Consider the following 22,797-nt stretch of genomic DNA (forward strand, 5'->3'; position numbering starts at 1 on the left):
GTTAATATGAAAAAACTATCTCTCATTGTTCCGTATTACAATAATCAAGAGAACATCCAACTTTGTTTGGAAAGCATTTTACAACAAACGGAACGGGATTTTGAACTGATCTTGATCAATGACGGATCAACGGATAACTCAGAACAAATCGTCACGACGTTACTTAAACAGTATGATCAACCTAACATTCACATCAAATTAGATGATAACTATGGTCATGCTGTAGCGAGAAATAAAGGTCTCGAACAAGTAACAACACCCTATTTAATGTTTGTCGACGCAGATGATATTTTAGCGCCCTATAGTGTCGAATTTTATTTAGCACACATTGAGCATCAAGATGCATTGGTTGCGCCGATTTCAACTTTCAGTACTGATCGTCCTGAAACACTCGATACGTCTGAAGTATTAGTTCACACACTAACTTCAACTGCTGAGACACAATACTTATTACGTGATGAAACCGTATGTAACATCGTGCTTAAAACGTCTATCATAAAAGGACATCACCTTCAATTTGATACATGTTTAGCTATCTTCATCGATCAACCGTTCATGTTGCAGTATTTGAAATACGTTGAACGATTTAAATATGTCGAAGGTGCTCATTTTTACTACAGAGGTGAGGTCATTTATCCATTTGAAAATCCAAATCTGTCTATGAAAGATTTTGATACACAATTTAAAGATTATGGGACGAGTTTTTTCCGTAGTTTAAAACTTGCATCGCAATCAGTCCATCGAATGATATTGAAAAAACGGATGGTGCACCTACTCATGGATGCATTTAATCCTTCACTTGAAGACATCAAAGTACGTTATGATCAACATTTTCCATTGTTACAAGCGGTAGTTAAAAGTACACTACGTCAGATTTTACAAACAAAACGTCCATTATTTATCGCAAGCATGCTACTCGTATATTGTGGCCGTCCTCAAATGGTCAAACGGTTTAGCACGTTGAGATATGTCGTAAAACATGTGAAGCGTCTCATTATAGGCGGTAAAGGAAAGGCTTTATCGAAATACCAGCTGTATGATCGTGACGCGAAAGTTGAGCTTCATACGATTGTCTTTGAAAGCTTTAACGGGAAAAATTATAGTGATAGTCCAAAATATATTTATGAATATATGATGCATCACTATCCGCAATTTCACTATATCTGGGTATTTAAAGATCATTTGAAACACGAGGTGCCTGGGCCTGTAACGAAAGTGTTGAAGGGATCAGATGCTTATTACAAAGCATATGCTACAGCGAGCCACTGGATTACGAACGCGCGTTTAGCACCTACACTCAATAAGAAAGATAATCAAACGTACTATCAAACTTGGCACGGTACCCCATTGAAACGGTTAGCAGGGGATATGACCCATGTGCGTATGCCAGGTACAACGACTGCTCAATATAAAATTAACTTCAGAAAGGAAACTGCACGTTGGGATTATTTGATTTCACCGAATCGCTATTCAACTGAGATTTTCCAATCGGCGTTTTGGATGGAGCCCGAACGTATATTAGAGACGGGCTATCCACGTAATGATGTCATCGTGAATCATCAGCATGATACAGGTTATATCCAGCACATTAAAGCCAATTTAAATATACCTTTAGGCAAAAAAGTCATCATGTACGCACCAACTTGGCGGGATGATGAATATATTGAAAAAGGAAAATATGCCTTTCAGTTGAAGATTGATCTCGCTGACATGTATGAACAACTCGGTGATGATACCGTGCTGTTGTTACGCATGCATTATCTGATAGCTGAACAATTAGATCTTACTGGATATGAGCATTTTGCGTATGATGTGTCTGAGTATGACGATGTGTCCGAGTTATTTTTAATCAGTGATGCATTAATCACAGATTATTCATCCGTCATGTTTGATTACGGGATCTTACAACGTCCGCAATTCTTTTTCGCTTATGATTTAGAAAAATATGATGAAGCATTACGCGGTTTCTATATGGATTACTTACATGAATTGCCTGGTCCAATCATCAAAGATGCGCATACATTAACACAACAACTGAAAGACCTAACTCAAATTGAAGCGACGTATAAAGATCAAATCAAAGCATTTGCGGATCGCTTTTGTCATTTGGAACAAGGGACAGCTGCTAAACAAATCGGAGACCGTATTACCCGGGAAATATTAGGAGATGAAGCGGTAAGTAACCCACCATCATAATTGAGTAATAACACTAAAGATTAGAAGAAAAAACTTATAAAGAGATTTGTCGTCAATCAATAAAAGAGTGGCACGAGGAAATACATCTATTGAACGTGGATTTCATGGCCACTCTTTTTAATAGTGTAAAAAAGTTTTATAGTGTAATGAATGATTTTGAAGTTTAATCTCAAAATAGCCATTGTGTTTGAGTGTTTCAATCTTAGCACTCATATGATTCGATTCATTTAAAGCTTCGATAATGGAAGGATTTAAGTACACATGATCCATAGTCGATGGGATAGCATTTTCAATCGTACCGAATTCTTGGTTTAATACACGTGTAAAAATCGTCGTTTGTGATTGTGTTTCATGGTAGACCTTTACTAACCGAGAGACGCGTTGTTCATCATTGTATTCTGTGGCGCCAAAGAGCAATAAATGGTACTGATTGTCGCGTTTACTCACAATCCCAAAAGGGGTCCACATGACTTGATAGCCGATAAATTGTCTTAACAGTTGATAGATGTGCACGACCGGCATTTTACAAAGATGGTGATTGAGTAAGGTGATCTGATCTTTATCCTCTGACTGAATCGGATAACCGAGGCCTCCAATGTGCTGACTAATTTCGATAATAAATTGAGTTAGATGTACATTGATTAAGTGACAATGGGATTCAAAATATGCACGAATACCACTATGTGTCATTTGGTTAAACACAAGTTGCTTTGCCTCTGTTCCAAATTGTTTAATAAACTGTTGAATGTTGTCTTTAATGCTTGAAGTCGTGTGATATTGTTCAGCGTTCACACATAAGTACTGGTTAAAAGTGATAAGGTCAGATTCGATAAAATAAAAATCGATACTGACCGATTTTAATGATTCTAACGTATAGTCTGATAGTTTCGTCTCAGTTAAATAATGATCAATGATATATGCGAAACGAATAGAAGGTAATTTGCTTTGAGCACTTCTTCGAATCAGAGCGATATCATTTAACGGGGTTTGTGCACTGTTAAATAGTAATGTAAGGGAAGCAAAGTGTTGTGTAGTGATGGTTCCCGCATCTAACAGCTTTGATAAAAACTGTTCGCAACGATGGTAAAGCGCAATGGAGTCGAGCTGAAACGTCACATGACAACCGTTGTCGATCAACTCCTTTAACACAATTAACGCATAATAAGAATGTAGTTCTTCAAAATCTGAGTCAGTTAAATGACGAATGAGCAGATTTGGCGCAGCGAACCGTTTCAGTTCAAAGTGATTAAAATACTGGTGCGTGTATTTAACTAAATCAGCAAGATAGTCACGTGTATGTAAGTTTCGATCGGTGGAATGGAGTGCACTTCTTTTAAATTTTTGAGGTGCAAACTTCTCACTTCAACTTCATTGAGTTGAGATTGTAATTTCTGTATATCTTCGTGGTACGCGGCATAGTCGAATGGAAGAATCTGCAAGTCACCTTGGTTTTAAGGTGAAGTGCGCGATAGTCCATTGTATATTGTCGCGGCGTTTGATAGAGGTACCGTTGAAATTGTTTCGTAAAAGTAGCCATATTGGTATAACTAAATTTATGGAAGACCTCATTCAACATCAGTCCGTTCTGAGTTAAATCTAATAAAGAAAGAGATATACGCAACGATGCGACATAATCCTTGTAATTCATTCCTAAATGTTTACTGAATAAAATTGAGATATAAGATTGTGAAATGAAAAAGTGCTGACTTAAATCTGAAGTTGAGATATTTTCATAGATGTGTTGGTTCGTAAACGCTAATAGTTTACGTATTAAAGGTTTTTCAGTTTTAACCACAGGCATATACACTTGGGTTAGCGGAATACGTGCTTCTTTAATTAAAAAATCAATAATTTTAAGAACGTTACTTGTTTCAATCGTTTTATTCATAAACTTCGGTGACACATTTTGTAAAATGAGTGATTTCAGTTCGAAAGGGCTTTGAATTTGTGCAAAATCAAAGTAAGAATGAGAGATATCATCAAAACGTTTCACAAACCAGGCTAATGGAATACGTAGTTCAACCAAGTCTTTGCTGTCGTGAATTTGGTAAAGATCTGAATTATTAATAATGATGCCAGAATGGATATTATAATGTTTGCCATTTCTCGTAATACTGCAATGATACGATAACGGGAACAAAATAATTACTTCATCGATACAACGTTGTAGAGTGGTATGTATATTACTATGAATGGTTAGTGTTGAGATAGCCATAAATAAAATCACCTTTTGTCGTAAAAATCTTCTGGTTGTATTAGGGATATTTTACAATTTACGCTTGCATCTATGATCACTGAGAAATAAATTTTCATAAAAAGATAGTTTTTATGTATAAAAGGGTGTTTTTATTAATAAGAAAGTAACTGAATTCGAATCGTAGTAATAAAAAAGGGGATAAAAATAAAAAAATGAGCATTTATTTATGAATAGATCTCAAAATAAGTAATATGGATTGTAGAATTCAATATGTAAAGAAAACAAGGCAGCCCAAGCTATGATAATGACGATGAATGTGAGTGTAAATGATTAAGTATAGGTGTCAATGTAAACATTAACACAGTGCTATCATATGGCTGCCTGTTTTCATATTTATTATATAACTATACGTATGATGTGACAATATTAATTTCAGAAAATTCCTATATTTACAATCTATAGCATTAATCTTGGTCAGAGATCATCTGTTTGATTTGTTTCGTCACTTGGATTTGTGTTTGATGTTCAACATAATCTTTAACTTGTTGTTCTGAAGCATCTGGATGTTGTTTTTTGTATTTCATTGCTAACTGCTGAGCCATTTGTTGTTGTTTTTTAGGATCCTTTTGTTGCTGTGCATCTTTTTGAGATTGTTGTAGTTTTTTCGCTTGGTCAGCATTAAGCACGACCCATGTGTCTTTGGGTACAGTTACAGTCGTCGTAGATTGAATTAATTCCTGCTGATCGTCACCAAAGTTCAGTAAAAATTTATAGAAATCGGATTTCCAGACCCATTCTTCTTTCGTTGTTTGTTGTGTGGCTTGATCCGTATCTTTCACTTCATATTTCGCTTGTTTTTTCACTGCTTCTGACATGTGTGATTTATCCATATTAGGTTTAAAATGGGGTTTTGCTTCTTTATCATCTTCGTTATTTTTGAAAACCATGACATAGTTATCTGTGTCTTCCCCAATTTCATTGGTAATCAGTAGGTTAGTAGGTAATTTTTGATCTCCTGCACTATAGATTTCTTTTTTATCTGAAGTTGTAACTTGTTTTTCCATACCCCAGTGGTGCGTCATGTTTGCAGTAATCGCAATAACTTGAAGTAGCAACGCAAGAGTAGCTAACGTTCCTAAAATATACCGTGTGATTTTATGAGGAATTAAGAGCCAACTCGCAAAGACACATAAGGCTAAGACAATCGTTACTATCATGTTATTTCTCCTCACTTTCTGTTGAATTCATTTTCAAGAACGGTACGATAATGACACCGACTAAGGCAAAGCCAATACCGATGATAAATGCGGTATTAAAGCCGTCTACTGAAGCTTGTTGCGCGAGTTCAGCAAATTTTAATGGATTGCTTTCTTTTAAACTAGATGCTGGCATGTGATTATTAATCATATTTTGCGTAATAGATGTGAGTAATGCGACCGCGATAGATGAGGCAACTTGTCTTGCTGTATTATTCACCGCTGTACCATGCGTACCTTTTTCAGTAGAAAGGGCGTCCATCGCATTCGTAGTTAATGGCATCATCAAAATGGCAACACCGAACATACGAACTGCGTAAAGTATTAGAATTAATGTAGGTGATGTGTGATCGGTTAAAAAGCCAAATGGAATCGATGCAAGCGTCAATATCGTGAAGCCTGCGAAAGCTAAGCGTTTAATGCCGACTTTGTTATAAAGCGCACCGGAAATCGGTGAGATAAAGCCTAACATGAGCGCGCCAGCTAATAACGTTAATCCTGATTCAAAAGGCGTAAACCCGTGAATATTTTGTAAGTACGTCGGTAACATCATTTCAACACCGAACATTGCCATTGTGACGACAATCAATCCGATAGTTGCGATCGTGAAGCCTTTAGTTTTAAAGACGCGTAAATCTAAGAACGGATCTGAAGATTTTAACTGTCTAATTACAAAGAACGTTAAAATAATTACACTCGCAATAATAGGTAAAATGACGTAGCCTACGCTACCCCATCCTTCTGTCGCAACGTTTGAAAAGCCCCATAAGAACAGGCCGAGTCCGATACATGAAAGTACGAGTGAATAGATATCTAATTTCAATTTGCGATTTGGAATGACGTCTTTCATGAAGAAGAAACTTAATACAAATGCGATTGCGACAATGATGATCGGTAAGACGAAGATGTTTCTCCATGAATCTGTAATCGTAATGCCAAGTAGCACGTGATCTTTATTGAGGATCCATCCAGCAAAGGTAGGACCCATGGCAGGGGCAAGGCCGACAGCTAAGCCACTTAATCCCATCGCCACACCACGTCGATTTGGTGGAAACATGTTAATGATGATAATTTGCATCAGTGGCAACATAATTCCAACTGCAACGGCTGTTACAATACGTCCAGTAAGGAATAGTGCCCATCCTTCTGTTTGAGAAGGTACGATAGCGGTTAAGATTAAACCTAAGAGTAAAATGGCATATGAACTGACATGTAACCATTTGGTCGAGATTCGAGTTGCGAGAAATGCAGATAATGGAACCATGATACCGTTAGCAAGTAAGAACCACGTCGTTGCTTGTTGAGCAGTGCTAAAGTCGATATCGAAATCTTCCATTAAGGTCGGTAATGCAGTACCTAAAGACGTTTGCATGAGTGCACCCGCAAAGGTAGCTAACAAAATGATACTCATGATTACGGTTGGTCGATAAGGTTGACCATGAATATCTAAATGTCTATTGTGATTTGCTTGAGTAGACATGAACAAGCCTCCTAAATTTCTTATATTGAATACTTTGGCACTATAGCAAGGTTTAGGTTACGAAGACAGTACAAAATGAAATGCCTTGTACAATTTCGAACAATATGTATTATTTTGTGTTATATTGAGTTTGAAAAGGAGGCAACATATGGGGTATGAAAGAAAGACAAATTTGACTCAGCGCAATATCAGAGAAAGTTTAATTGCATTACTAGAACATACGAAATTTGATTTAATTACGGTGAACCAAATTGTTGAACAAGCAGAAGTGACTCGAAGTACTTTTTACAGATATTATGAAGATAAATATGATTTGCTTTCAGAAATTGAAGAAATGATTGTGAGTCATATCAATGATGAAAGAATAAAATTACAGCAACAATTTCCAGGAGAAAATATCTTTAATGTGGAAATGTACAAACAAATTTTCCAATCATTAGAGCCATACTCTTTAGCTATACAGCGATTACTCGGGCGTAATGGAGATTCAAGCTTTGAAATGAAATTAAAAAATGAAATTGCTAAACGCTTTTTTGCGTTAGAGGAAATGCAACACGTGTCAAAAGTACGTGGAGATTTAGTGAGAGAATATGTCTTTGTTATTCTGATTAAGACCTTCCAATATTGGTCCAATAATAAAGATCATATAGATATTGATGAAGTGGCGGCGACACTGCGTGATATTCAACTCGTAGGATTAAAAAAGGCTATAGGATTATAGGATGTGTAGTAAGGACCCATTTTGATATAAAACAAAAAGGAGACGACTCCAACCCATTCGGTTGAAGTTCGTCTCCTTTTTTATGAAGCACTATGTAAGATAAAGCTTAATATAAGTTCTTTAAAATCATCTTAGTGCATGGAATAACATATATGAACACTTTCTATACAGAATAAAACCAGTGTAATGATTGCGAACAAGGTGAATAACCCGTTGTAGAGATCATATTGGAAAAAACTCACGAAAGACCAGTTACCTAACGTGATAATATAAGAAGCGCCAGAAGTATTAATATGAAAGGCATCTAACAGAAAGAGGACGACAGCGATAATAAATAAAAAACACAATGCTGCGATAGCTAAACTCAGTAAGTTGGACCATTGAGATTTTTTTATCATGATATATCACCTCTTTGCCTACATTATATTATGAATAGCGAACGTTTAGTTCGATTTTACAAAAAATTTACGTATTTTTTATAAAACATGGGGAAATGTGACAGAACGAATGCAAACTTCATCATTATTCGTTAAAAGTGACTTGCACACACCATTCTTCAATTGTCAAATAATTGTGAATAGGGTTAATTGCTTAATAATTTAGGTTTTGTGTAACTTTATATTTATCTATGTTAGAATATAAGTATAGATAATATTAAACTACAGTTATTATTTATCCTCCAATTTGCTTTTTTAGAAAGACGGAAAATGTGTTATCTTTTTTAATTTTCCGAAAATATTTGCTTATTGAATTTTGTAGCAAATATACAATTACTTTTTCAAAATAAACCAAAAAGTGATTTAAATACATTTAAAAATCATAGTAAAAATGTTACCGTTTGCAATGGATTAAAATAAATTTAAGTGGTTTCTAACTATGAACAATTTGTGACAACTTAGTGATAAAACAGCATAAAAAAGTGGTTTACCGATGAATTTTCCAATTAAAATTTCCACTATGCGTCTTTTTTAGGTCTCAATGAAGGCGATTTGATTAATAAACACACTTAACACTTCAAAAGGGATATTTTACATCGGGAATGATTTGTGAATCGCTTCACAAAAATATGATGTTTATAGTATTATATTATTTGAAATCGCTTACTTATTATTTATAGATATTTGTGAATTACAAATAAATTATAAAGAAAACTGAAAAGAGGTAATTGGGAAATGGATATTGTTTTAGGGACCGGCACACTACTCATCGTGCTTTTAGCGATGACGTTGTTTTTAAATTTTGCGCCTTATGGTAAGGAAGGTTTACAAGCACTTTCGGGTGCCGCGTGTGCGACGTTTCTACCGCAAGCATTCTTAAGCTATGCGATTGGCGGCGTGTTCGACATTGAGTTTCTACAAAAAATTGGGGATTTAGCTGGTAGTTTAAGTGGGGTAGCTGTTGGTTTCCTTACTTGTACGAAAATGGGTATTTCTCCTGTTTTTGCTGTTATTGTTGGTTTAGTGTTACATGATTTCAAATTGTTGCCAGCATTTCTAGCAGCCTATATCATATCATTTGGGGTTAAATTTTTAGAGAAAAAAGTACCAGAAGGACTCGATTTAATTGTAGTTATCTTAATTGCACCTGCACTTACATTCTTACTTGCTACAATTATTAGCCCTGGAGTAACAGCACTCTTACAACAAATTGGTGGTGCGGTTACAGCAGTCGGTGATGATCATCCTTATGCGTTAGCTATTATTCTAGGATTGATTATTCCGGTTACAGGTATGACGCCACTAAGTTCAATGGTATTAACAAGCTTACTTGGCTTAACTGGTGTTCCAATGGCTATCGGTGCATTAGCTTGTACAGGTAGTTCATTCGTCAACCTCATGATGTTCAAACAATTAAATCTTGGTGGCAATGGTTCTAAAGCATTTGCAGTTGCCGTTGAACCATTAACTCAAATTGATTTAATTGCTAAGTATCCATTACAACTTTATGGTGCGAACGCCCTTGTTGGAATGGTCAATGCTTGTATCGTGACATTTAGTGGTCTTGTGATCAATGTTACAGGTATGGCAACACCAATTGCTGGTGCAATCGTATTGTTCGGCTTTAACGAACCGGTACGTGCCGTTGTAACCATTGTCACTGTCATCATTGTCAGTCTCGTATTAGGATATATCATCAGTAAAATTATTAAGAAATTCAATCTTATTAATTTTAACTTCAAAGCACAAAGTACACAAAACCAAGCAAATTAATGCATAGGGCATATTAAAATTAAGGGAGATGAAGTAGTTATGGCGCGTAAACAAGATTATCAAAGTGCCTTCGATGTGATTGGGCCCGTCATGATTGGACCTTCAAGTTCACATACCGCAGGCGCTGTAAAAATCGGTAACGCAGTTTATTCTGTTTTACAAGCAGAGCCAGAACGAATTGAGGTACATTATTACGAATCATTTGCAGCAACACATTCTGGTCATGGTACAGATAAAGCTACAGTTGGGGGAGCAATTGGTTTTAGTACATTTGACACGCGTATTCGAGAAGCTTTAGAAATCGCAGAAGACAAAGGAATTGAAGTTGAAATCATCGAAGAATCTGGTTCAAGTCTAGGGGAACATCCTAACTGTGCATTGATTAAAGCAGATGCAGGCGATCGTCACGTTGAAGTCAATGGTATTTCTATCGGTGGCGGTACAATTAAAATTAAAAGTATCAATGTAAATGGATTATGTATTTTGATGAATCACGGACTACCCATTTTAGTCGTTGATGGTCAAACAGATAATGCACAAATTAACCATTTAATTAACGATTTGATTGACTGGAATGTCGACATCAATGAACAAATTAAAACGATTAAAAAAGAAGGTTGGCTCTTAGCGTGCAATCTAAATAAAAGTTTAGATCCTGACCTCCTAGAACGTATAAGAAATAAATATAGTGACATAGTCTTTTCGTATATTAAATAAAGAGGTGTTATCATGTTTGAATCTATGAAAGAGATAATAGATTATGCAACTGAACATAATAAATCATTTTCCGAAATGATGATCGAAGAAGAGATGGATCTTCAAGGACAACCAAGAGAAGAAGTTAGAGAACAAATGAGATCTAACTTAGAAGTAATGAGAGATGCTGTTAAAAAAGGTACAACAGGTGAAGGCGTAAAAAGTGTAACAGGTTATACAGGGCAAGATGCCATCAGATTACAAAAATACAGCGAAAACGAACATCCATTAGCAGGACAAGAAATGATTGAAGCGGTGAAAGGCGCAGTTGCAACAAACGAAGTTAACGCAGCGATGGGTATTATTTGTGCTACACCAACAGCTGGTTCATCAGGTACGATTCCAGGTGTTATTTTCAAATTAGAAAAAACACACGGCTTTGATGATGAACAATTGATTGATTTCTTATTCGCAGCTGCACTTTGTGGTAAAGTTGTCGCAAACAATGCCAGCGTTGCCGGTGCGACAGGTGGCTGTCAAGCTGAGGTCGGTTCAGCTTCAGCGATTGCAGCATCAGCAGCAGTTCAAATTTCAGGGGGTACTGCTGAACAATCTGGTCATGCGATGGCCATTGCAATCGGAAACTTACTTGGACTTGTCTGTGACCCAGTTGCCGGATTAGTTGAAATCCCATGTGTCATGCGTAATGCTATTGGTTCAGGTAACGCATTAATTTCAGCAGACTTAGCATTAGCTGGTGTGGAAAGTCGTATCCCAGTTGATGAAGTTATCGAAGCAATGGATAAAGTTGGTAGAAACTTACCTTCTTCATTACGTGAAACAGGTATGGGCGGTCTTGCTGGTACACCAACTGGACAAGAAATTAAACGTAAAATCTTTGGCGAAGAAAACGTCAAATCATAAAATAAAAGTGTGATCGCTTTCATTTACTATTGAAAAAAAGCATCCAACCCACTAAACTGATGTAAAGGAGTGGGGATGGGTGCTTTTTAAGTTAGCTATACTTTTTATCACGCTCACCATCAATACGATTTTGACATATTATTTTACGGTTGATGGCACGTGGCAAAATCGTTTATTAAAATCAATATCAATCAGTATCATGATTGTTTTCCTATATACGTATGTAAGGTTACTTATTCACTTGAGACAAAATAAATAATGGTGCATGTCCTGGTTCAATATCAGGAGATGCATCATTTTTATTTTAACTGTAATTGATAAAAGGCTAAGTCGAGCCACTGGTCAAATTTGTATCCCACTTTCGACAATGTGCCGGCATGTGTAAAGCCAAATTTCTCATGTAATGCAATACTCGCAGCATTATGTGCATCAATTCCCGCAACAATCGTTTGATAATGATGATCTTTGGCATAGTTGATCAGTGTGTCGAGTAACTGTGATGCAATCCCTTGCCCCTGAAAATGTGGACTTACGTAAATAGAATGTTCAATGGTATAGAGGTAGGCAGGCCAATCTCTGAAGGAACCATACGTCGCAAAACCTGCAACCTGTCCTGCTTCTTCAAATACAAAGACAGGGAGTTGTTGTTGCTGTTTCTGGTCAAACCATCGCTGGCGTTCTTCCAATGTGACCGGTTGATAAGTGTAAACCGCAGTAGTATGCAATATGGCGTCATTATAGATATCTAGTATTTCAGGTAAATCATGGGCAGTCGCTTGTCTAATCACGAGAAACACCTCCTAAGTCATATTATTAATCTTTAATCATAAAACATAGTATGATGATAACACATATTGAAGTGTCGAAATCACGATTTGAAAATATTAGCAGAAAAAAAGTGTACGAATGAATGTATATCGTTGGCTAGCTGACCGGTGATATCATTAATTCAAAAACGTCCGCTGTCACTTTAAACTCAAGTCATGCTATACTAATGATATTAAAGTAAAAAGTAGGATCTACCAGTGATATCTTTTTTAAGTTTTAAAAGGTAGGCGTAGATCTCAACATGAAAGGAAATGAACGATGAGAAAGTGGTTGGATTGGGTGCTAACAATTGTTGGCGTCATCTTAATACTCGTGGCCATTTATCTTTTTGCTAAGCCACATATCGATAATTACTTACAAAATAAAGAAAATGAAGATAAAATTGAAAACTATGATAAAGAAAGTAACGCTTCCGATCAGCAGTCAGAAGAAAAAAGTAATGAGAAGAAAAAGTTAGAAATTCCAAAAGACAAATCTAAGATGGCCGGTTATATCTCTATTCCAGCAGCTGATATCAAAGAGCCTGTTTACCCTGGACCAGCAACACCAGAACAGTTAGATCGTGGCGTTAGCTTTGCTGAAGAAGACGAATCTATGCAAGATCAAAACGTAGCCATCGCAGGTCATACATTTACAGATAGCGACGATTATCAATTCTCAAATCTCCCTGCTGCTAAAAAAGGCAGTAAAGTGAATTTAACCATCGACGATGAAAAACGCACGTACAAAATCACAAAAATATTTGATGTTAAACCCGATGATGTGAAGGTATTAGACGAACAAGATTCAGATAAACAACAACTCACATTGATTACATGTGATGATTTTAATCCAGAAACAGGCATGTGGGATACACGAAAAATCTTTGTCGCTGAAGAAGTCGCATCTTAATTTATTGAAGGATAACGAGGTTCACCATATCGCGTGAGCCTCGTTTTTTGATGTCATCTTTAATCTAAATTAATATAGAAAATCTTATTATCTGTCCATGCGCCATTTTCATAAATGAAAGCTTTACGTGTACATTCGTATTCAAAACCTACTTTCTTGAGTAAGTTGATTGATGGATCATTATCGATATTGACATGCGCTTCAATACGATGAAATTCGAGTCGCTCATTTACTAAAGGTAAGATTTTAGATATGGCTTCAAAAGCATAACCCTGTCTCCAAAACTGATTATGTACAAAATAACCAATTTCACCCCAGTTAAAGTTTGCGCGTTGAATCGTGACGATATCTAACATGCCAAGATGATTTCCTAATTGATCAAAAATAGCGAAAATATACATGTCATCTTCCTTCATGAGCGCTTGATGTTTATCGACTAAAGCCTCAAACCATTCCTGTGTACATTCAGACATATCGATCAATCCTTGGTCATATGGATGCTTAGAAGGACTTCGATTTAAAAATCCTTCAAGCCAACTTTCGTAATCCGAATACGCGATCGGTCTTATTTCTAAGCGTCCTGATGAACAGCTTAAATCTTTTTGCTCCATAAAATGCCTCCTCTAATCCCCGATGGTTATGCTTTATTGTACACGAATTTTATCAATATAGCGATAAATTATTAGAAAATATAAAATATTTTAAATTTGAACAAAGTGACTTTGTCTAAAATGAAATAAAGTGGCAAGCGCCTATACAATTTGATACAGTTAAAGCAATAAGAAGAGAGAATAGAGGGGTATGGAATGATTAAAGCGATCGCCACAGATATGGATGGCACATTTTTAACAGATGAGAAAACGTTCGATCAACCGCGTTTTGAACGTATTTTTCAACAACTTAAAGAACAGAATATCGCATTTATTGCAGCGAGTGGAAACCAATATGCAAAGTTACGTTCGATTTTTGGAGAACGTGAGATGTACTTTGTCGGAGAGAATGGTGCTGTGTTATACCATGGAGATGAACGCATCGATTATCATGCCTTTGATCAAGCGATATATCGTGATGTCATTGATTATTTAGTGAAAGCACGCGAGTATAAGGAAATTATCGTGTGTGGTTTAAACAGTGCTTATATTTTAAAAGATACGCCACAAGCATTTAAGGAGAACGTGCATTTTTATTACCGCCAATTAGAAGAAGTGGAGTCATTTAATCCATTACCAGAAGATGAATTTGTGAAAATCGCATTTAACGTCAATAGGGAAACACATCCGACTTTAGATGAAGATATTGCGGAACGATTTGAAGATGATATCAGACTTGTTTCAAGTGGACATGACAGTATTGATGTCATTCAACCAGGCGTTACAAAAGGGTTTGCGCTAAAACGTTTATTACAAAAACTTGGTTTAACCGCTGATGAACTCATGACATTTGGTGACGCAAATAATGATTTAGATATGTTACAACTCACACCTCATAGTTATGTGATGGGTAACGCGAAGGATGAGGATGTATTTAAAGCGGCTCAACATGTTGCACCGTCAAATAATCATCAAGGCGTCTTATACATCATTGATGAAGTTGTATTGAACTCAGCACATTAGAATATCATATGCAAAGAGAGCTGATCCGATAAGGGACCAGCTCTCTGCTATGTCGTTTGGTTTATTTTGCGTAGACATCTTGAAAGTCTTCATGTTTTTCGAAGACACTTTTCGCAAATGGACAATCTGCTTGAACTTTTAAGTTATTGTCGCGTGCATAGTCAACGACAGCGGATACGAGTTGAGTACCGATACCTTGACCGCCCATTGATTCAGGTACACCCGTATGATCAACATTAATTGTGCTATCGTCTACGGTTCTAAAAGTGATTTTTGCATCTGGATTTTGTTCGTCTTCACCAATGTAGAATTGATGATCGCCTTGTTTAATTTCAGCCATAAAATCATCTCCTATATATTTTCGCGTGATTGTCATTAGGAAAATAAATGTGAGTGGTTGTAATTCAACCTCGATTGAAACATAGGTCATTATCAACCGCTATATTCATATTTTACCCGGTAGAATGAATTACAAACGCAGTAATTTTAATACGCAATGCTGTCTCTTGTATAAAACTTAATTGACAATGATAATCAAAACCAATTATACTCGAAGTAACTTAATCAATCATAAACTCAAGTTTACACATACATTTCTGTTATAGGTATGATAGGGGTTAACAAAGGGAGAGATTTTAATATGTTTATGGCAGAGAATAAATTAGAATTGAAAAAAGGTTCAGCTGAAGAGACGATTCAACGTTTTTATAATCGTCAAGGCATTGAAACGATAGATGGATTTAAAGAAATGTTCGTCACTCAAACGAATGGTTTAAAAGATGCAGACGAAGTTAAAATTTTAACGGTATGGGATTCAGAAAAAGCATTTAAAACGTGGCTCACATCTGATGTATTTAAAGAGGCACATAAAAATGTACGCACAAATTCACAGCAGAGTGAAAGTCCAATTATGAATAATACCGTTACTACGTATGACATCGGTTACCATTACAATAATGATACAAACGCAGAATATCAATCATAATAACCAAATGCACACAGTATAAAGTTTAAGTAGCTTAGATTTTATGCTGTGTTTTTTCGTATCAATCGGTATAAAAACTAAACTGTTGACTTAATAACAAACATGCTATATACTTTATCTCGAATTCGAAATAAATTGAGGTGATGAGTATGGATCGAACCGAACGATCGTTAAATGCATTTGTTGGATTGAATCGCACCATTGATACACTGACAAACATTGTAGCGAAAGATGCGAAGCGACACGATTTGAATATTACAGAATTCGGCGTGCTAGAGCTCTTATTTAATAAAGGGCCGCAACCGGTTCAACGTATTCGATCTCGTGTGTTAATTGCGAGTAGCAGTATAACCTATGTCGTGGATTGCTTAGAGCGTAAGCAGTTAGTTCAACGACAACGTGACGTACAAGACAAACGTGTGACTTTAGTTCATTTAACTGAAACGGGACAGAGCTTAATGGAAGAGATTTTCCCGACACATGCACAAATCATTACGGATAGTTTTTCGATGCTGACAGACGACGAATTAACCACCTTACAACATGTTTTAAAAAAATTAAGTGCTCAAACCACTCAAGTGTAGCTGTGCACTTAAAATTTTTAGCTGAAAATATCTCGAATTAGAGATAAATAACAATAAAGAAAGAAGGATATTTCATGACAAATAATCAATTAAAAGGTATTCACCATGTCACTGCGATGACTGACGATGCAGAACGTAACTATAAATTCTTTACAGAAGTGCTCGGTATGAGACTCGTTAAAAAAACAGTAAACCAAGATGATATTTACACTTATCATACATTCTTTGCGGATGATGTGGGTCACCCAGGTACTGATATGACATTCTTCGATTTCCCTGATGTCCCTGAAGGTAAAAATGGTACAAATGCGATTACGAAACCATCATTCAGAGTGCCAAACGATGCAGCACTTGAATACTATGCACAACGTTTTGATGATTATGATGTGAAACATGAAGACATTCAAACTGTATTCGGTAAAAAAGTACTTCCATTTGAAGAAAGCGATGGCCAAAATTATCAACTTGTTTCTGATGAAAATAATGAAGGGGTTGCACCAGGTGAACCTTGGAAAAATGGCCCAGTACCAGAAGATAAAGCCATCTATGGTTTAGGACCAATAGAAATTACAGTCAGCTATTTTGATGACTTCAAAACAATCTTAGAAAATATTTATGGTATGAAACCTGTTGCAGAAGAAGGCAATGCTGTGTTGCTTAACGTAGGAGAAGGTGGCAACGGTGGCCAAGTCATCTTACGTAAAGATGCAGACGGTCCGTTTGCTCAACCAGGTTACGGTCAAGTGCACCATGTCTCATTTAGAGTAGAAGACCATGATGCGATCATGCAATGGATTGATAAATATAAAGAATTAGGTGTCGTTAACTCAGGACTCGTAGATCGTTACTACTTCGAAGCTCTATATGCACGTATCGGTCACATTTTAATCGAAGTTTCTACAGACGGACCTGGATTCATGGGAGATGAACCATACGAAACACTTGGTGAAACACTCTCATTACCACCGATGTTAGAACCTCAACGTGACTATATCGAATCTCAAATTAGACACTTTGATACCTCACGCAACCACGATGATGATGTACAATAAGAGATGTAGCAAGTCATCACAAATCTAAGAGGGGGAATAGAATCATGGAACACGTGTTTAAACAAGGTGCGCCCGATGCACCTACATTTATCTTATTACATGGCACAGGCGGCGACGAAAACGACCTCATTCCTTTAGCTCAAAACTTAAACCCATCTTACAATATTTTGGGCGTGAGAGGTGAAATCTCAGAGAATGGTATGAATAGATTCTTTAAACGTCATGGTCAAGGGAAATATGATATTGAAGATTTAAATTTTCGTACAGATCGTTTAATACAATTCTTAAAAGATGCTGCACAGCAATATGAGTTTGATCTTGAACAAGCAGTTGTCGTAGGATTTTCTAATGGCTCTAACATTGCGCTGAACATGATTTTTGATGAACGTATTGATTTTCATAAAGCTTTATTATACGCACCATTGTATCCATTACCTGTTACAAATGAAATTGACTTAAGCCATATGGATATTTTAATCTCTGCTGGAGAACGAGATCCAATCAGTCCAGTACGAGAAAGTAAACGCTTGATTTCACTGTTGAAACAACACGGCGCGAATGTTGAAACGGTGTGGGTCAACAGTCATGAGTTATCAAGAGAAGGTATTGAAGCAGGACAAAAACTGTTAGCACAATAATAAATATGACGTCATAAAAAAGGCGGTGCACTTACCTCAGGGGTAAATGCTCCGCCTCTATTTGATATTTCAATCTTAGTGAATGTAGTTGTAAGAAGAAGCTTCGTCAGCTGAGATTGTACGTTGTGATACAACACCAGGGCCGTGACCATAGTTCATTTCAGAAACTTCTACAGAACCGTCATTGTTTACATTTTCTACATAAGCCACGTGACCATGTGAACCTGCAGTTGATTGTAAGATTGAACCTGATTTAGGTGAGTTGTCTACTGAGTAACCATCTTGAGCTGCTGCGTTAGCCCAGTTGCTAGCGTCGCCCCAAGTTTGTCCAATTTTACCGCCAACACGGTCGTATACGTAGTAAGTACATTGACCTTCAGTGTATGTGTTGTTGCCTGAACCAGAAGCTTGAGAAAGTGATTGTCCACCGTTTGAAGGTGCTGATTCAGTGTTTACATGATAGCTTTTATCTGAAGTTGTTGAAGCGGGTTTCGCACCTTTACCGCCAGTGTTGTTTGATGTATAAGATTGAGTGCTTGTTTGATTGCTGTTTTGTGCTGATTGATTGTTATTTACTGGAGTACCTTGCCAGTCATAGTTGTAATTACCGTTTTGATCGATAGTGTAAGTATAGCTGTAACCGTCGTTTCCGTTACCTTGCCAGTCGTAGTTGTAGTTACCATTTTGATCGATTGTATAAGAATAGTTATAAGAAGATTGATTATTGTTTTCTGCTGCGTCTGCGTCTTGACCTGCAAATGCGATTGTAGCGATTCCTGCAGTTGCGATTGTAGCTGTAGCTAATTTTTTCATAATGAATAAATCCTCCCAATATTAATTTTAGATTCTTTTATTTATATATTTACGTTTCTTGCGTTATCTCTCTGCTTTATTAACTTACCTTGTGTACTGTAACATATGATTTAGCGCTGTAAATTACAGTGAAATAACTTTGAAGTTACAAAAAATAGGAAGAATATTAAGATGTAATGTGCAAGAAATATTCTTCCGTTTCTATGAAAAATTATGTAAAATTCATCGGTTTGCTGTAATTAAACTGATAACTCTCATGGTATATAGGCGAATTTTTCACGAAAAAAAGCACGATTTCTGTATCGTTAATCAAAACAGAAGTCGTGCTTAAATAAGTTTTGCGTGCATTAAATTACATAAAACCGATCAGTTTCATCCAGAGCGAACCGAGTCCGAGCCAGATGATAAAGTAAACGAATGCAAGCAGTGCATTCATGGTCCACCAGCGTTTTTGAGATACGTAACCGGATGAAAAGAGTATCGGCGCAGGGCCGCTACTATAATGTGTGGTAGAAGCCATCAAGTTACCGAAGAAACCGAGTAGCAAGGCACTGAATAATGGTGGTGCGCCTGTCGCAATTGCCACTGCGAGTAATGCAGAATACATCGCACTGACGTGGGCCGTTGAACTTGCGAAAAGATAATGTGAATAGAAATAGAATAAAATTAAGATCACGAGTACAATCGGCCAACTTAAACCGTGTAACTGACCTGAAATGGCTTTACTCAACCAAGGAATGAAGCCAAGTTTATTTAATTGATCGGCCATCATGACAAGGACTGAGAACCATACGAGTGTGTTCCAAGCACCTGTTTCTTTTAATACGTCGGACCAATTTAACACACCTGTGAGTAGTAATAATGACAGTGCGATAAAGGCAGCAAGAGTTGCATTAATGCCAAGGGTTGAACCGAGTACCCATAACAAGAGGGCGATGAGGAAAATGCTGATCATAAATACTTCATCTCGACTCATTTTGCCCATGTCTGCGAGTTGATTGTCTGCCCATGGTTTCGCATCTGGTGTTTCTTTGATTTGTGGTGGATAGATTTTATAGATAATCAGTGGCACCACAATCAATGAGATAAGACCAGGAATTAACGCTGCAAGGAACCAATTCATCCATGTAATATTAACACCTTGATGTTGTGCTAATGATTGTGCGAGTGGGTTCCCTGCCATTGCTGTTAAGAACATGGCAGCAGTGATCAAGTTTCCGTGGAATTCTGTAAATATTAAAAATGAACCCATTTTACGTGCTGTGCCGTCTTCAGGTTTAGAACCGAATTGGCGAGATAATGCGTTGATGATCGGGTACATAATTCCGCCGGCACGCGCAGTATTACTTGGGGTTGCAGGTGCGAGTAACAGATCGACACCGATTAGAGAATAACTTAATCCTAATGTTTTCTTACCAAATAACTTTACGAATTGTAAGGCAATGCGGCGACCTAATCCTGTTTTGACAAAGCCTCTAGAAATAAAGAATGCCATCGCAATCAACCAAATACTCGGATTACCGAAACCTTGAACTGCAGTATCGATATCGACTGTTCCTGTAGCAACAGCGACAGTAAAACCGATGATAGCGACTGCACCAATGGGTAAAGGTTGCGTGATACAACCGATAATTGTCGCGATGAATATCGCAAACATACGCCAAGCTGTATCATCAAGGGCAGCGGGTTTAAATGGCGTGAGTAACCAAATGATAATCCCGACTGCAATAGGAAGAATTATTTTTTTGTAATTTATTTTTGCATCCACATCTTTTCACCTTTCTCATATGTATTAGCGTTAATTTAAAAAAATTGTATAGCATTTGAGCTTTAATTTAATTATATAGTAGTTAGTTGAGGATTGCATTAAGCGTTTACATTTTCCGGAAATTAATTGAGAATAGTTATCAAAGTTATTATATTGAGTTCAGCAACAAAAGTAAATAGCGGCATGAAGAGAAGGAGTAAAGGCTAAATGAGATGATAAAAAAATGTCTCTCCACCATTTAAGGTGGGAAAATGTCACTATATATTAAGTGGTGCTCTACAGATTGCTTACCTGTCCTCGCTTTCCTAGGCGCCTCACTTGGGAGAGGTACAGAAATCTTGTATAAAGATTTCGTTGTACCACCCCTGCAAGGATGACTAGGATTGAAAAAGCTCAATTAAGCGCATCTTCAATCCAGTCATCTACTGCCAACTAATTTTGGCTATTAAAAATACCTTAAATTACTACATGTATTTGGCCAAAATGGATTTTCAGTTTCGGCTAGATGCCTCAGGAGTCTCGGACGGTGATGCAATCTTTCTAAGCGACTTTATCCGATGTTTCGGGTGGAGTCGCCTTTTTCTTATCTCGTTTATAAAGTCTAAAGATATTAAAAATCCTATTTTTAAAGAAGTCAAAGTTACGATAACCGTAGGATAAACGCTTAACCAATTTAATTTTTTTGGTTAATTCATAAAAAGTCGACAAGCTCAAAGACTTGCCGACCATATATGAAAGAAGTGATTGAATGTGCATTATGACTGAGAATGACGTGATGGTTTTTGCGTAAATCCCTTCCATAGGATAGGGATGAGAAGAATGAAACCGAAGATGCCCATCACCGGGAATACTTTTCCAATAAGAGAAATAAATCCGATAAATGTCGTCGCAAAAGTAATCAAACTGATGATGAGTAGTAATCGGTAATATCGTTTTGAATATGGTGTTGTAAAACGAGATGCAAAGGTGTACATTAACCCGACGACTGTATTATAGATGACAAGTACCATAACGAGTGACATCGCTGCGCCTAAAATGGGTGAAATACGATTGGCGAGTAATAATGAAGGTAAGGACACATCAACGATTGATTTGAACTCTGTGACCATACCCAGATTCAATACTAATAATAAGAATGTGATAATAAGTCCACCGAGTAAGCCGCCCCAAATCGTACTTTGTACTTTATGAATGCGACCGCCCATGACAGATAGGAAACTAAAGGCAGCAGCAATTTGAAGACTGGCATAGTTCAGTGCGTCAAACCACCAATTGCTATCTGTATGATGTGCGTTTGCGTATGCTTTTGCTTCATCAAATGACAGGTCTGCGGTTGTGAAATAGTAAAACGCGATAATCGCAACGATGATGACTAGAAATGGTGTGACAATGCCGAGTACTGAAATTAAGCGATCGAATTTCAAACAAAGCGTTAACAGAATCGCAATGATTAAGATGAGTGAACTCAACCAGTAAGGAACACCGAAGCTTTCATGAATCGTTGAAGCGCCACCTGCTGTCATAATCATTGCCAAGGCGAGGAGAAATAACGTTAAGACCAAATCAAAGACTTTAGCTATCCCTGGCTTTAAATAATACTGAATTGATTCAGAATGACTATTCGCTTTTAAATGATATCCAGTATACATCACAAAAATACCGCCTAAAGTGACGAGGGCACCTGTAATGAGGATACCCCAAACGCTATATCCACCGTTACTTGTGAAGAACTGAAAGATCTCTTGACCTGTTGCGAAACCTGCCCCTACGACAACCCCTACAAAGGCAAAGGCAACGGTGATGATTTCTTTTAAATAAGACAAAATGAGATGTATCCTTTCTATATTATATATGTATTAATCATATTAATATTCATTATTTAATAAACAACAAGTATACATTGTAACTTATTTAGTGGGGAAAATAAATAAAAAGTCATTGTTCA

General features: G+C 36.8%; 22 protein-coding genes and 1 pseudogene. 11 read left to right on the forward strand and 12 right to left on the reverse strand.

Annotated features, from left to right (window positions below):
• Nucleotides 1–6 precede the first annotated feature (6 nt).
• Nucleotides 7–2,196 carry a bifunctional glycosyltransferase/CDP-glycerol:glycerophosphate glycerophosphotransferase gene (locus APS80_RS10650; RefSeq protein WP_083498198.1) on the forward strand — a complete coding sequence of 730 codons (2,190 nt, stop codon included), beginning with the start codon at nt 7–9 and terminating at the stop codon, nt 2,194–2,196.
• Between the two features lie 117 nt (nt 2,197–2,313).
• Here APS80_RS10650 and APS80_RS09455 read toward each other — a convergent pair whose 3' ends face one another.
• From APS80_RS09455 to APS80_RS09470, 4 genes are all read right to left on the reverse strand, one after another.
• Nucleotides 2,314–3,345: a hypothetical protein gene (locus tag APS80_RS09455; protein WP_142381995.1), complete on the reverse strand. Its 1,032-nt coding sequence runs from the start codon at nt 3,343–3,345 to the stop codon at nt 2,314–2,316.
• Nucleotides 3,346–3,553: 208 nt separating this feature from the next.
• On the reverse strand, nt 3,554–4,411 hold the full coding sequence (locus APS80_RS09460) for a helix-turn-helix domain-containing protein (protein WP_059108013.1): 858 nt from the start codon (nt 4,409–4,411) through the stop codon (nt 3,554–3,556).
• Nucleotides 4,412–4,857: 446 nt separating this feature from the next.
• Complete coding sequence (locus APS80_RS09465) at nt 4,858–5,610, reverse strand: DUF4811 domain-containing protein (protein WP_059108014.1); 753 nt, start codon at nt 5,608–5,610, stop codon at nt 4,858–4,860.
• 1 nt (nt 5,611) lies between these two features.
• Nucleotides 5,612–7,129, reverse strand: coding sequence for an MDR family MFS transporter (locus APS80_RS09470; protein ID WP_059108015.1), 1,518 nt, complete (start codon nt 7,127–7,129; stop codon nt 5,612–5,614).
• Nucleotides 7,130–7,277: 148 nt separating this feature from the next.
• On the opposite strand from APS80_RS09470, the gene APS80_RS09475 reads away from it, so the two are divergent.
• The gene (locus tag APS80_RS09475; protein WP_059108016.1) at nt 7,278–7,850 is read left to right on the forward strand and encodes a TetR/AcrR family transcriptional regulator; all 573 of its coding nucleotides are present in this window, start codon (nt 7,278–7,280) and stop codon (nt 7,848–7,850) included.
• A 131-nt stretch (nt 7,851–7,981) separates the two neighbouring features.
• On the opposite strand, the gene APS80_RS10790 is transcribed toward APS80_RS09475, so the two are convergent.
• The gene (locus APS80_RS10790) at nt 7,982–8,248 is read right to left on the reverse strand and encodes a hypothetical protein (protein ID WP_142381994.1); all 267 of its coding nucleotides are present in this window, start codon (nt 8,246–8,248) and stop codon (nt 7,982–7,984) included.
• A 774-nt stretch (nt 8,249–9,022) separates the two neighbouring features.
• On the opposite strand from APS80_RS10790, the gene APS80_RS09480 reads away from it, so the two are divergent.
• Genes APS80_RS09480 through sdaAA form a run of 3 tightly spaced genes read left to right on the forward strand, consistent with a single transcriptional unit; the run spans nt 9,023 to nt 11,680 of the window.
• Nucleotides 9,023–10,060, forward strand: a complete 1,038-nt coding sequence (locus APS80_RS09480) for a PTS sugar transporter subunit IIC (protein WP_059108017.1) — start codon at nt 9,023–9,025, stop codon at nt 10,058–10,060.
• A 39-nt stretch (nt 10,061–10,099) separates the two neighbouring features.
• Complete coding sequence (gene sdaAB, locus APS80_RS09485; protein WP_059108018.1) at nt 10,100–10,777, forward strand: L-serine ammonia-lyase, iron-sulfur-dependent subunit beta; 678 nt, start codon at nt 10,100–10,102, stop codon at nt 10,775–10,777.
• Nucleotides 10,778–10,789: 12 nt separating this feature from the next.
• Nucleotides 10,790–11,680, forward strand: a complete 891-nt coding sequence (gene sdaAA, locus APS80_RS09490; RefSeq protein WP_059108019.1) for an L-serine ammonia-lyase, iron-sulfur-dependent, subunit alpha — start codon at nt 10,790–10,792, stop codon at nt 11,678–11,680.
• 299 nt (nt 11,681–11,979) lie between these two features.
• Here sdaAA and APS80_RS09495 read toward each other — a convergent pair whose 3' ends face one another.
• On the reverse strand, nt 11,980–12,468 hold the full coding sequence (locus APS80_RS09495; RefSeq protein WP_059108020.1) for a GNAT family N-acetyltransferase: 489 nt from the start codon (nt 12,466–12,468) through the stop codon (nt 11,980–11,982).
• 298 nt (nt 12,469–12,766) lie between these two features.
• Here APS80_RS09495 and srtA point away from each other — a divergent pair, with 298 nt between their 5' ends.
• Nucleotides 12,767–13,399: a class A sortase SrtA gene (gene srtA / locus APS80_RS09500; RefSeq protein WP_059108021.1), complete on the forward strand. Its 633-nt coding sequence runs from the start codon at nt 12,767–12,769 to the stop codon at nt 13,397–13,399.
• A 59-nt stretch (nt 13,400–13,458) separates the two neighbouring features.
• Here srtA and APS80_RS09505 read toward each other — a convergent pair whose 3' ends face one another.
• Nucleotides 13,459–14,010, reverse strand: coding sequence for a GNAT family N-acetyltransferase (locus APS80_RS09505; protein WP_059108022.1), 552 nt, complete (start codon nt 14,008–14,010; stop codon nt 13,459–13,461).
• Between the two features lie 195 nt (nt 14,011–14,205).
• On the opposite strand from APS80_RS09505, the gene APS80_RS09510 reads away from it, so the two are divergent.
• Complete coding sequence (locus APS80_RS09510) at nt 14,206–15,012, forward strand: Cof-type HAD-IIB family hydrolase (protein ID WP_059108023.1); 807 nt, start codon at nt 14,206–14,208, stop codon at nt 15,010–15,012.
• Between the two features lie 61 nt (nt 15,013–15,073).
• On the opposite strand, the gene APS80_RS09515 is transcribed toward APS80_RS09510, so the two are convergent.
• A complete protein-coding gene (locus tag APS80_RS09515) occupies nt 15,074–15,352 on the reverse strand; it encodes a GNAT family N-acetyltransferase (protein WP_059108024.1) in 279 nt (92 codons plus the stop codon).
• A gap of 300 nt (nt 15,353–15,652) precedes the next feature.
• On the opposite strand from APS80_RS09515, the gene APS80_RS09520 reads away from it, so the two are divergent.
• The 4 genes from APS80_RS09520 to APS80_RS09535 all read left to right on the forward strand — a co-directional run bounded on the left by APS80_RS09520 (nt 15,653) and on the right by APS80_RS09535 (nt 18,271).
• On the forward strand, nt 15,653–15,997 hold the full coding sequence (locus APS80_RS09520) for an antibiotic biosynthesis monooxygenase (protein WP_059108025.1): 345 nt from the start codon (nt 15,653–15,655) through the stop codon (nt 15,995–15,997).
• 149 nt (nt 15,998–16,146) lie between these two features.
• Nucleotides 16,147–16,581, forward strand: coding sequence for a MarR family winged helix-turn-helix transcriptional regulator (locus APS80_RS09525; protein WP_059108026.1), 435 nt, complete (start codon nt 16,147–16,149; stop codon nt 16,579–16,581).
• A 74-nt stretch (nt 16,582–16,655) separates the two neighbouring features.
• Complete coding sequence (gene mhqE, locus APS80_RS09530) at nt 16,656–17,633, forward strand: ring-cleaving dioxygenase MhqE (RefSeq protein ID WP_059108027.1); 978 nt, start codon at nt 16,656–16,658, stop codon at nt 17,631–17,633.
• A 44-nt stretch (nt 17,634–17,677) separates the two neighbouring features.
• On the forward strand, nt 17,678–18,271 hold the full coding sequence (locus tag APS80_RS09535) for an alpha/beta hydrolase (RefSeq protein WP_059108028.1): 594 nt from the start codon (nt 17,678–17,680) through the stop codon (nt 18,269–18,271).
• A 75-nt stretch (nt 18,272–18,346) separates the two neighbouring features.
• On the opposite strand, the gene APS80_RS09540 is transcribed toward APS80_RS09535, so the two are convergent.
• From APS80_RS09540 to APS80_RS09550, 4 genes and pseudogenes are all read right to left on the reverse strand, one after another.
• Complete coding sequence (locus APS80_RS09540; RefSeq protein WP_059108029.1) at nt 18,347–19,084, reverse strand: CHAP domain-containing protein; 738 nt, start codon at nt 19,082–19,084, stop codon at nt 18,347–18,349.
• Nucleotides 19,085–19,436: 352 nt separating this feature from the next.
• Nucleotides 19,437–20,852: an anion permease gene (locus APS80_RS09545; RefSeq protein WP_059108030.1), complete on the reverse strand. Its 1,416-nt coding sequence runs from the start codon at nt 20,850–20,852 to the stop codon at nt 19,437–19,439.
• Nucleotides 20,853–21,392: 540 nt separating this feature from the next.
• Nucleotides 21,393–21,542 (reverse strand): annotated as a pseudogene (locus APS80_RS11210) (ISL3 family transposase); the annotation flags it as partial.
• Nucleotides 21,543–21,607: 65 nt separating this feature from the next.
• Entirely contained in the window at nt 21,608–22,675 is a 1,068-nt protein-coding gene (locus APS80_RS09550) for a YkvI family membrane protein (RefSeq protein WP_059108031.1), read from the reverse strand.
• Between the last annotated feature and the right edge of the window lie 122 nt (nt 22,676–22,797).

Origin of the sequence: Staphylococcus auricularis, from assembly GCF_001500315.1 — a bacterium.
GTDB lineage: Bacteria > Bacillota > Bacilli > Staphylococcales > Staphylococcaceae > Staphylococcus > Staphylococcus auricularis.

What these genes read in the sequence shown, in the direction of transcription:
- APS80_RS10650 (WP_083498198.1), top strand. Translation starts at nt 7, where the DNA reads ATGAAAAAACTATCTCTCATTGTTCCGTATTACAATAATCAAGAGAAC.
- APS80_RS09460 (WP_059108013.1), bottom strand. Translation starts at nt 4,411, where the DNA reads ATGGCTATCTCAACACTAACCATTCATAGTAATATACATACCACTCTA.
- APS80_RS09465 (WP_059108014.1), bottom strand. Translation starts at nt 5,610, where the DNA reads ATGATAGTAACGATTGTCTTAGCCTTATGTGTCTTTGCGAGTTGGCTC.
- APS80_RS09470 (WP_059108015.1), bottom strand. Translation starts at nt 7,129, where the DNA reads ATGTCTACTCAAGCAAATCACAATAGACATTTAGATATTCATGGTCAA.
- APS80_RS09475 (WP_059108016.1), top strand. Translation starts at nt 7,278, where the DNA reads ATGGGGTATGAAAGAAAGACAAATTTGACTCAGCGCAATATCAGAGAA.
- APS80_RS10790 (WP_142381994.1), bottom strand. Translation starts at nt 8,248, where the DNA reads ATGATAAAAAAATCTCAATGGTCCAACTTACTGAGTTTAGCTATCGCA.
- APS80_RS09480 (WP_059108017.1), top strand. Translation starts at nt 9,023, where the DNA reads ATGGATATTGTTTTAGGGACCGGCACACTACTCATCGTGCTTTTAGCG.
- sdaAB (WP_059108018.1), top strand. Translation starts at nt 10,100, where the DNA reads ATGGCGCGTAAACAAGATTATCAAAGTGCCTTCGATGTGATTGGGCCC.
- sdaAA (WP_059108019.1), top strand. Translation starts at nt 10,790, where the DNA reads ATGTTTGAATCTATGAAAGAGATAATAGATTATGCAACTGAACATAAT.
- srtA (WP_059108021.1), top strand. Translation starts at nt 12,767, where the DNA reads ATGAGAAAGTGGTTGGATTGGGTGCTAACAATTGTTGGCGTCATCTTA.
- APS80_RS09505 (WP_059108022.1), bottom strand. Translation starts at nt 14,010, where the DNA reads ATGGAGCAAAAAGATTTAAGCTGTTCATCAGGACGCTTAGAAATAAGA.
- APS80_RS09510 (WP_059108023.1), top strand. Translation starts at nt 14,206, where the DNA reads ATGATTAAAGCGATCGCCACAGATATGGATGGCACATTTTTAACAGAT.
- APS80_RS09515 (WP_059108024.1), bottom strand. Translation starts at nt 15,352, where the DNA reads ATGGCTGAAATTAAACAAGGCGATCATCAATTCTACATTGGTGAAGAC.
- APS80_RS09520 (WP_059108025.1), top strand. Translation starts at nt 15,653, where the DNA reads ATGTTTATGGCAGAGAATAAATTAGAATTGAAAAAAGGTTCAGCTGAA.
- APS80_RS09525 (WP_059108026.1), top strand. Translation starts at nt 16,147, where the DNA reads ATGGATCGAACCGAACGATCGTTAAATGCATTTGTTGGATTGAATCGC.
- mhqE (WP_059108027.1), top strand. Translation starts at nt 16,656, where the DNA reads ATGACAAATAATCAATTAAAAGGTATTCACCATGTCACTGCGATGACT.
- APS80_RS09535 (WP_059108028.1), top strand. Translation starts at nt 17,678, where the DNA reads ATGGAACACGTGTTTAAACAAGGTGCGCCCGATGCACCTACATTTATC.
- APS80_RS09540 (WP_059108029.1), bottom strand. Translation starts at nt 19,084, where the DNA reads ATGAAAAAATTAGCTACAGCTACAATCGCAACTGCAGGAATCGCTACA.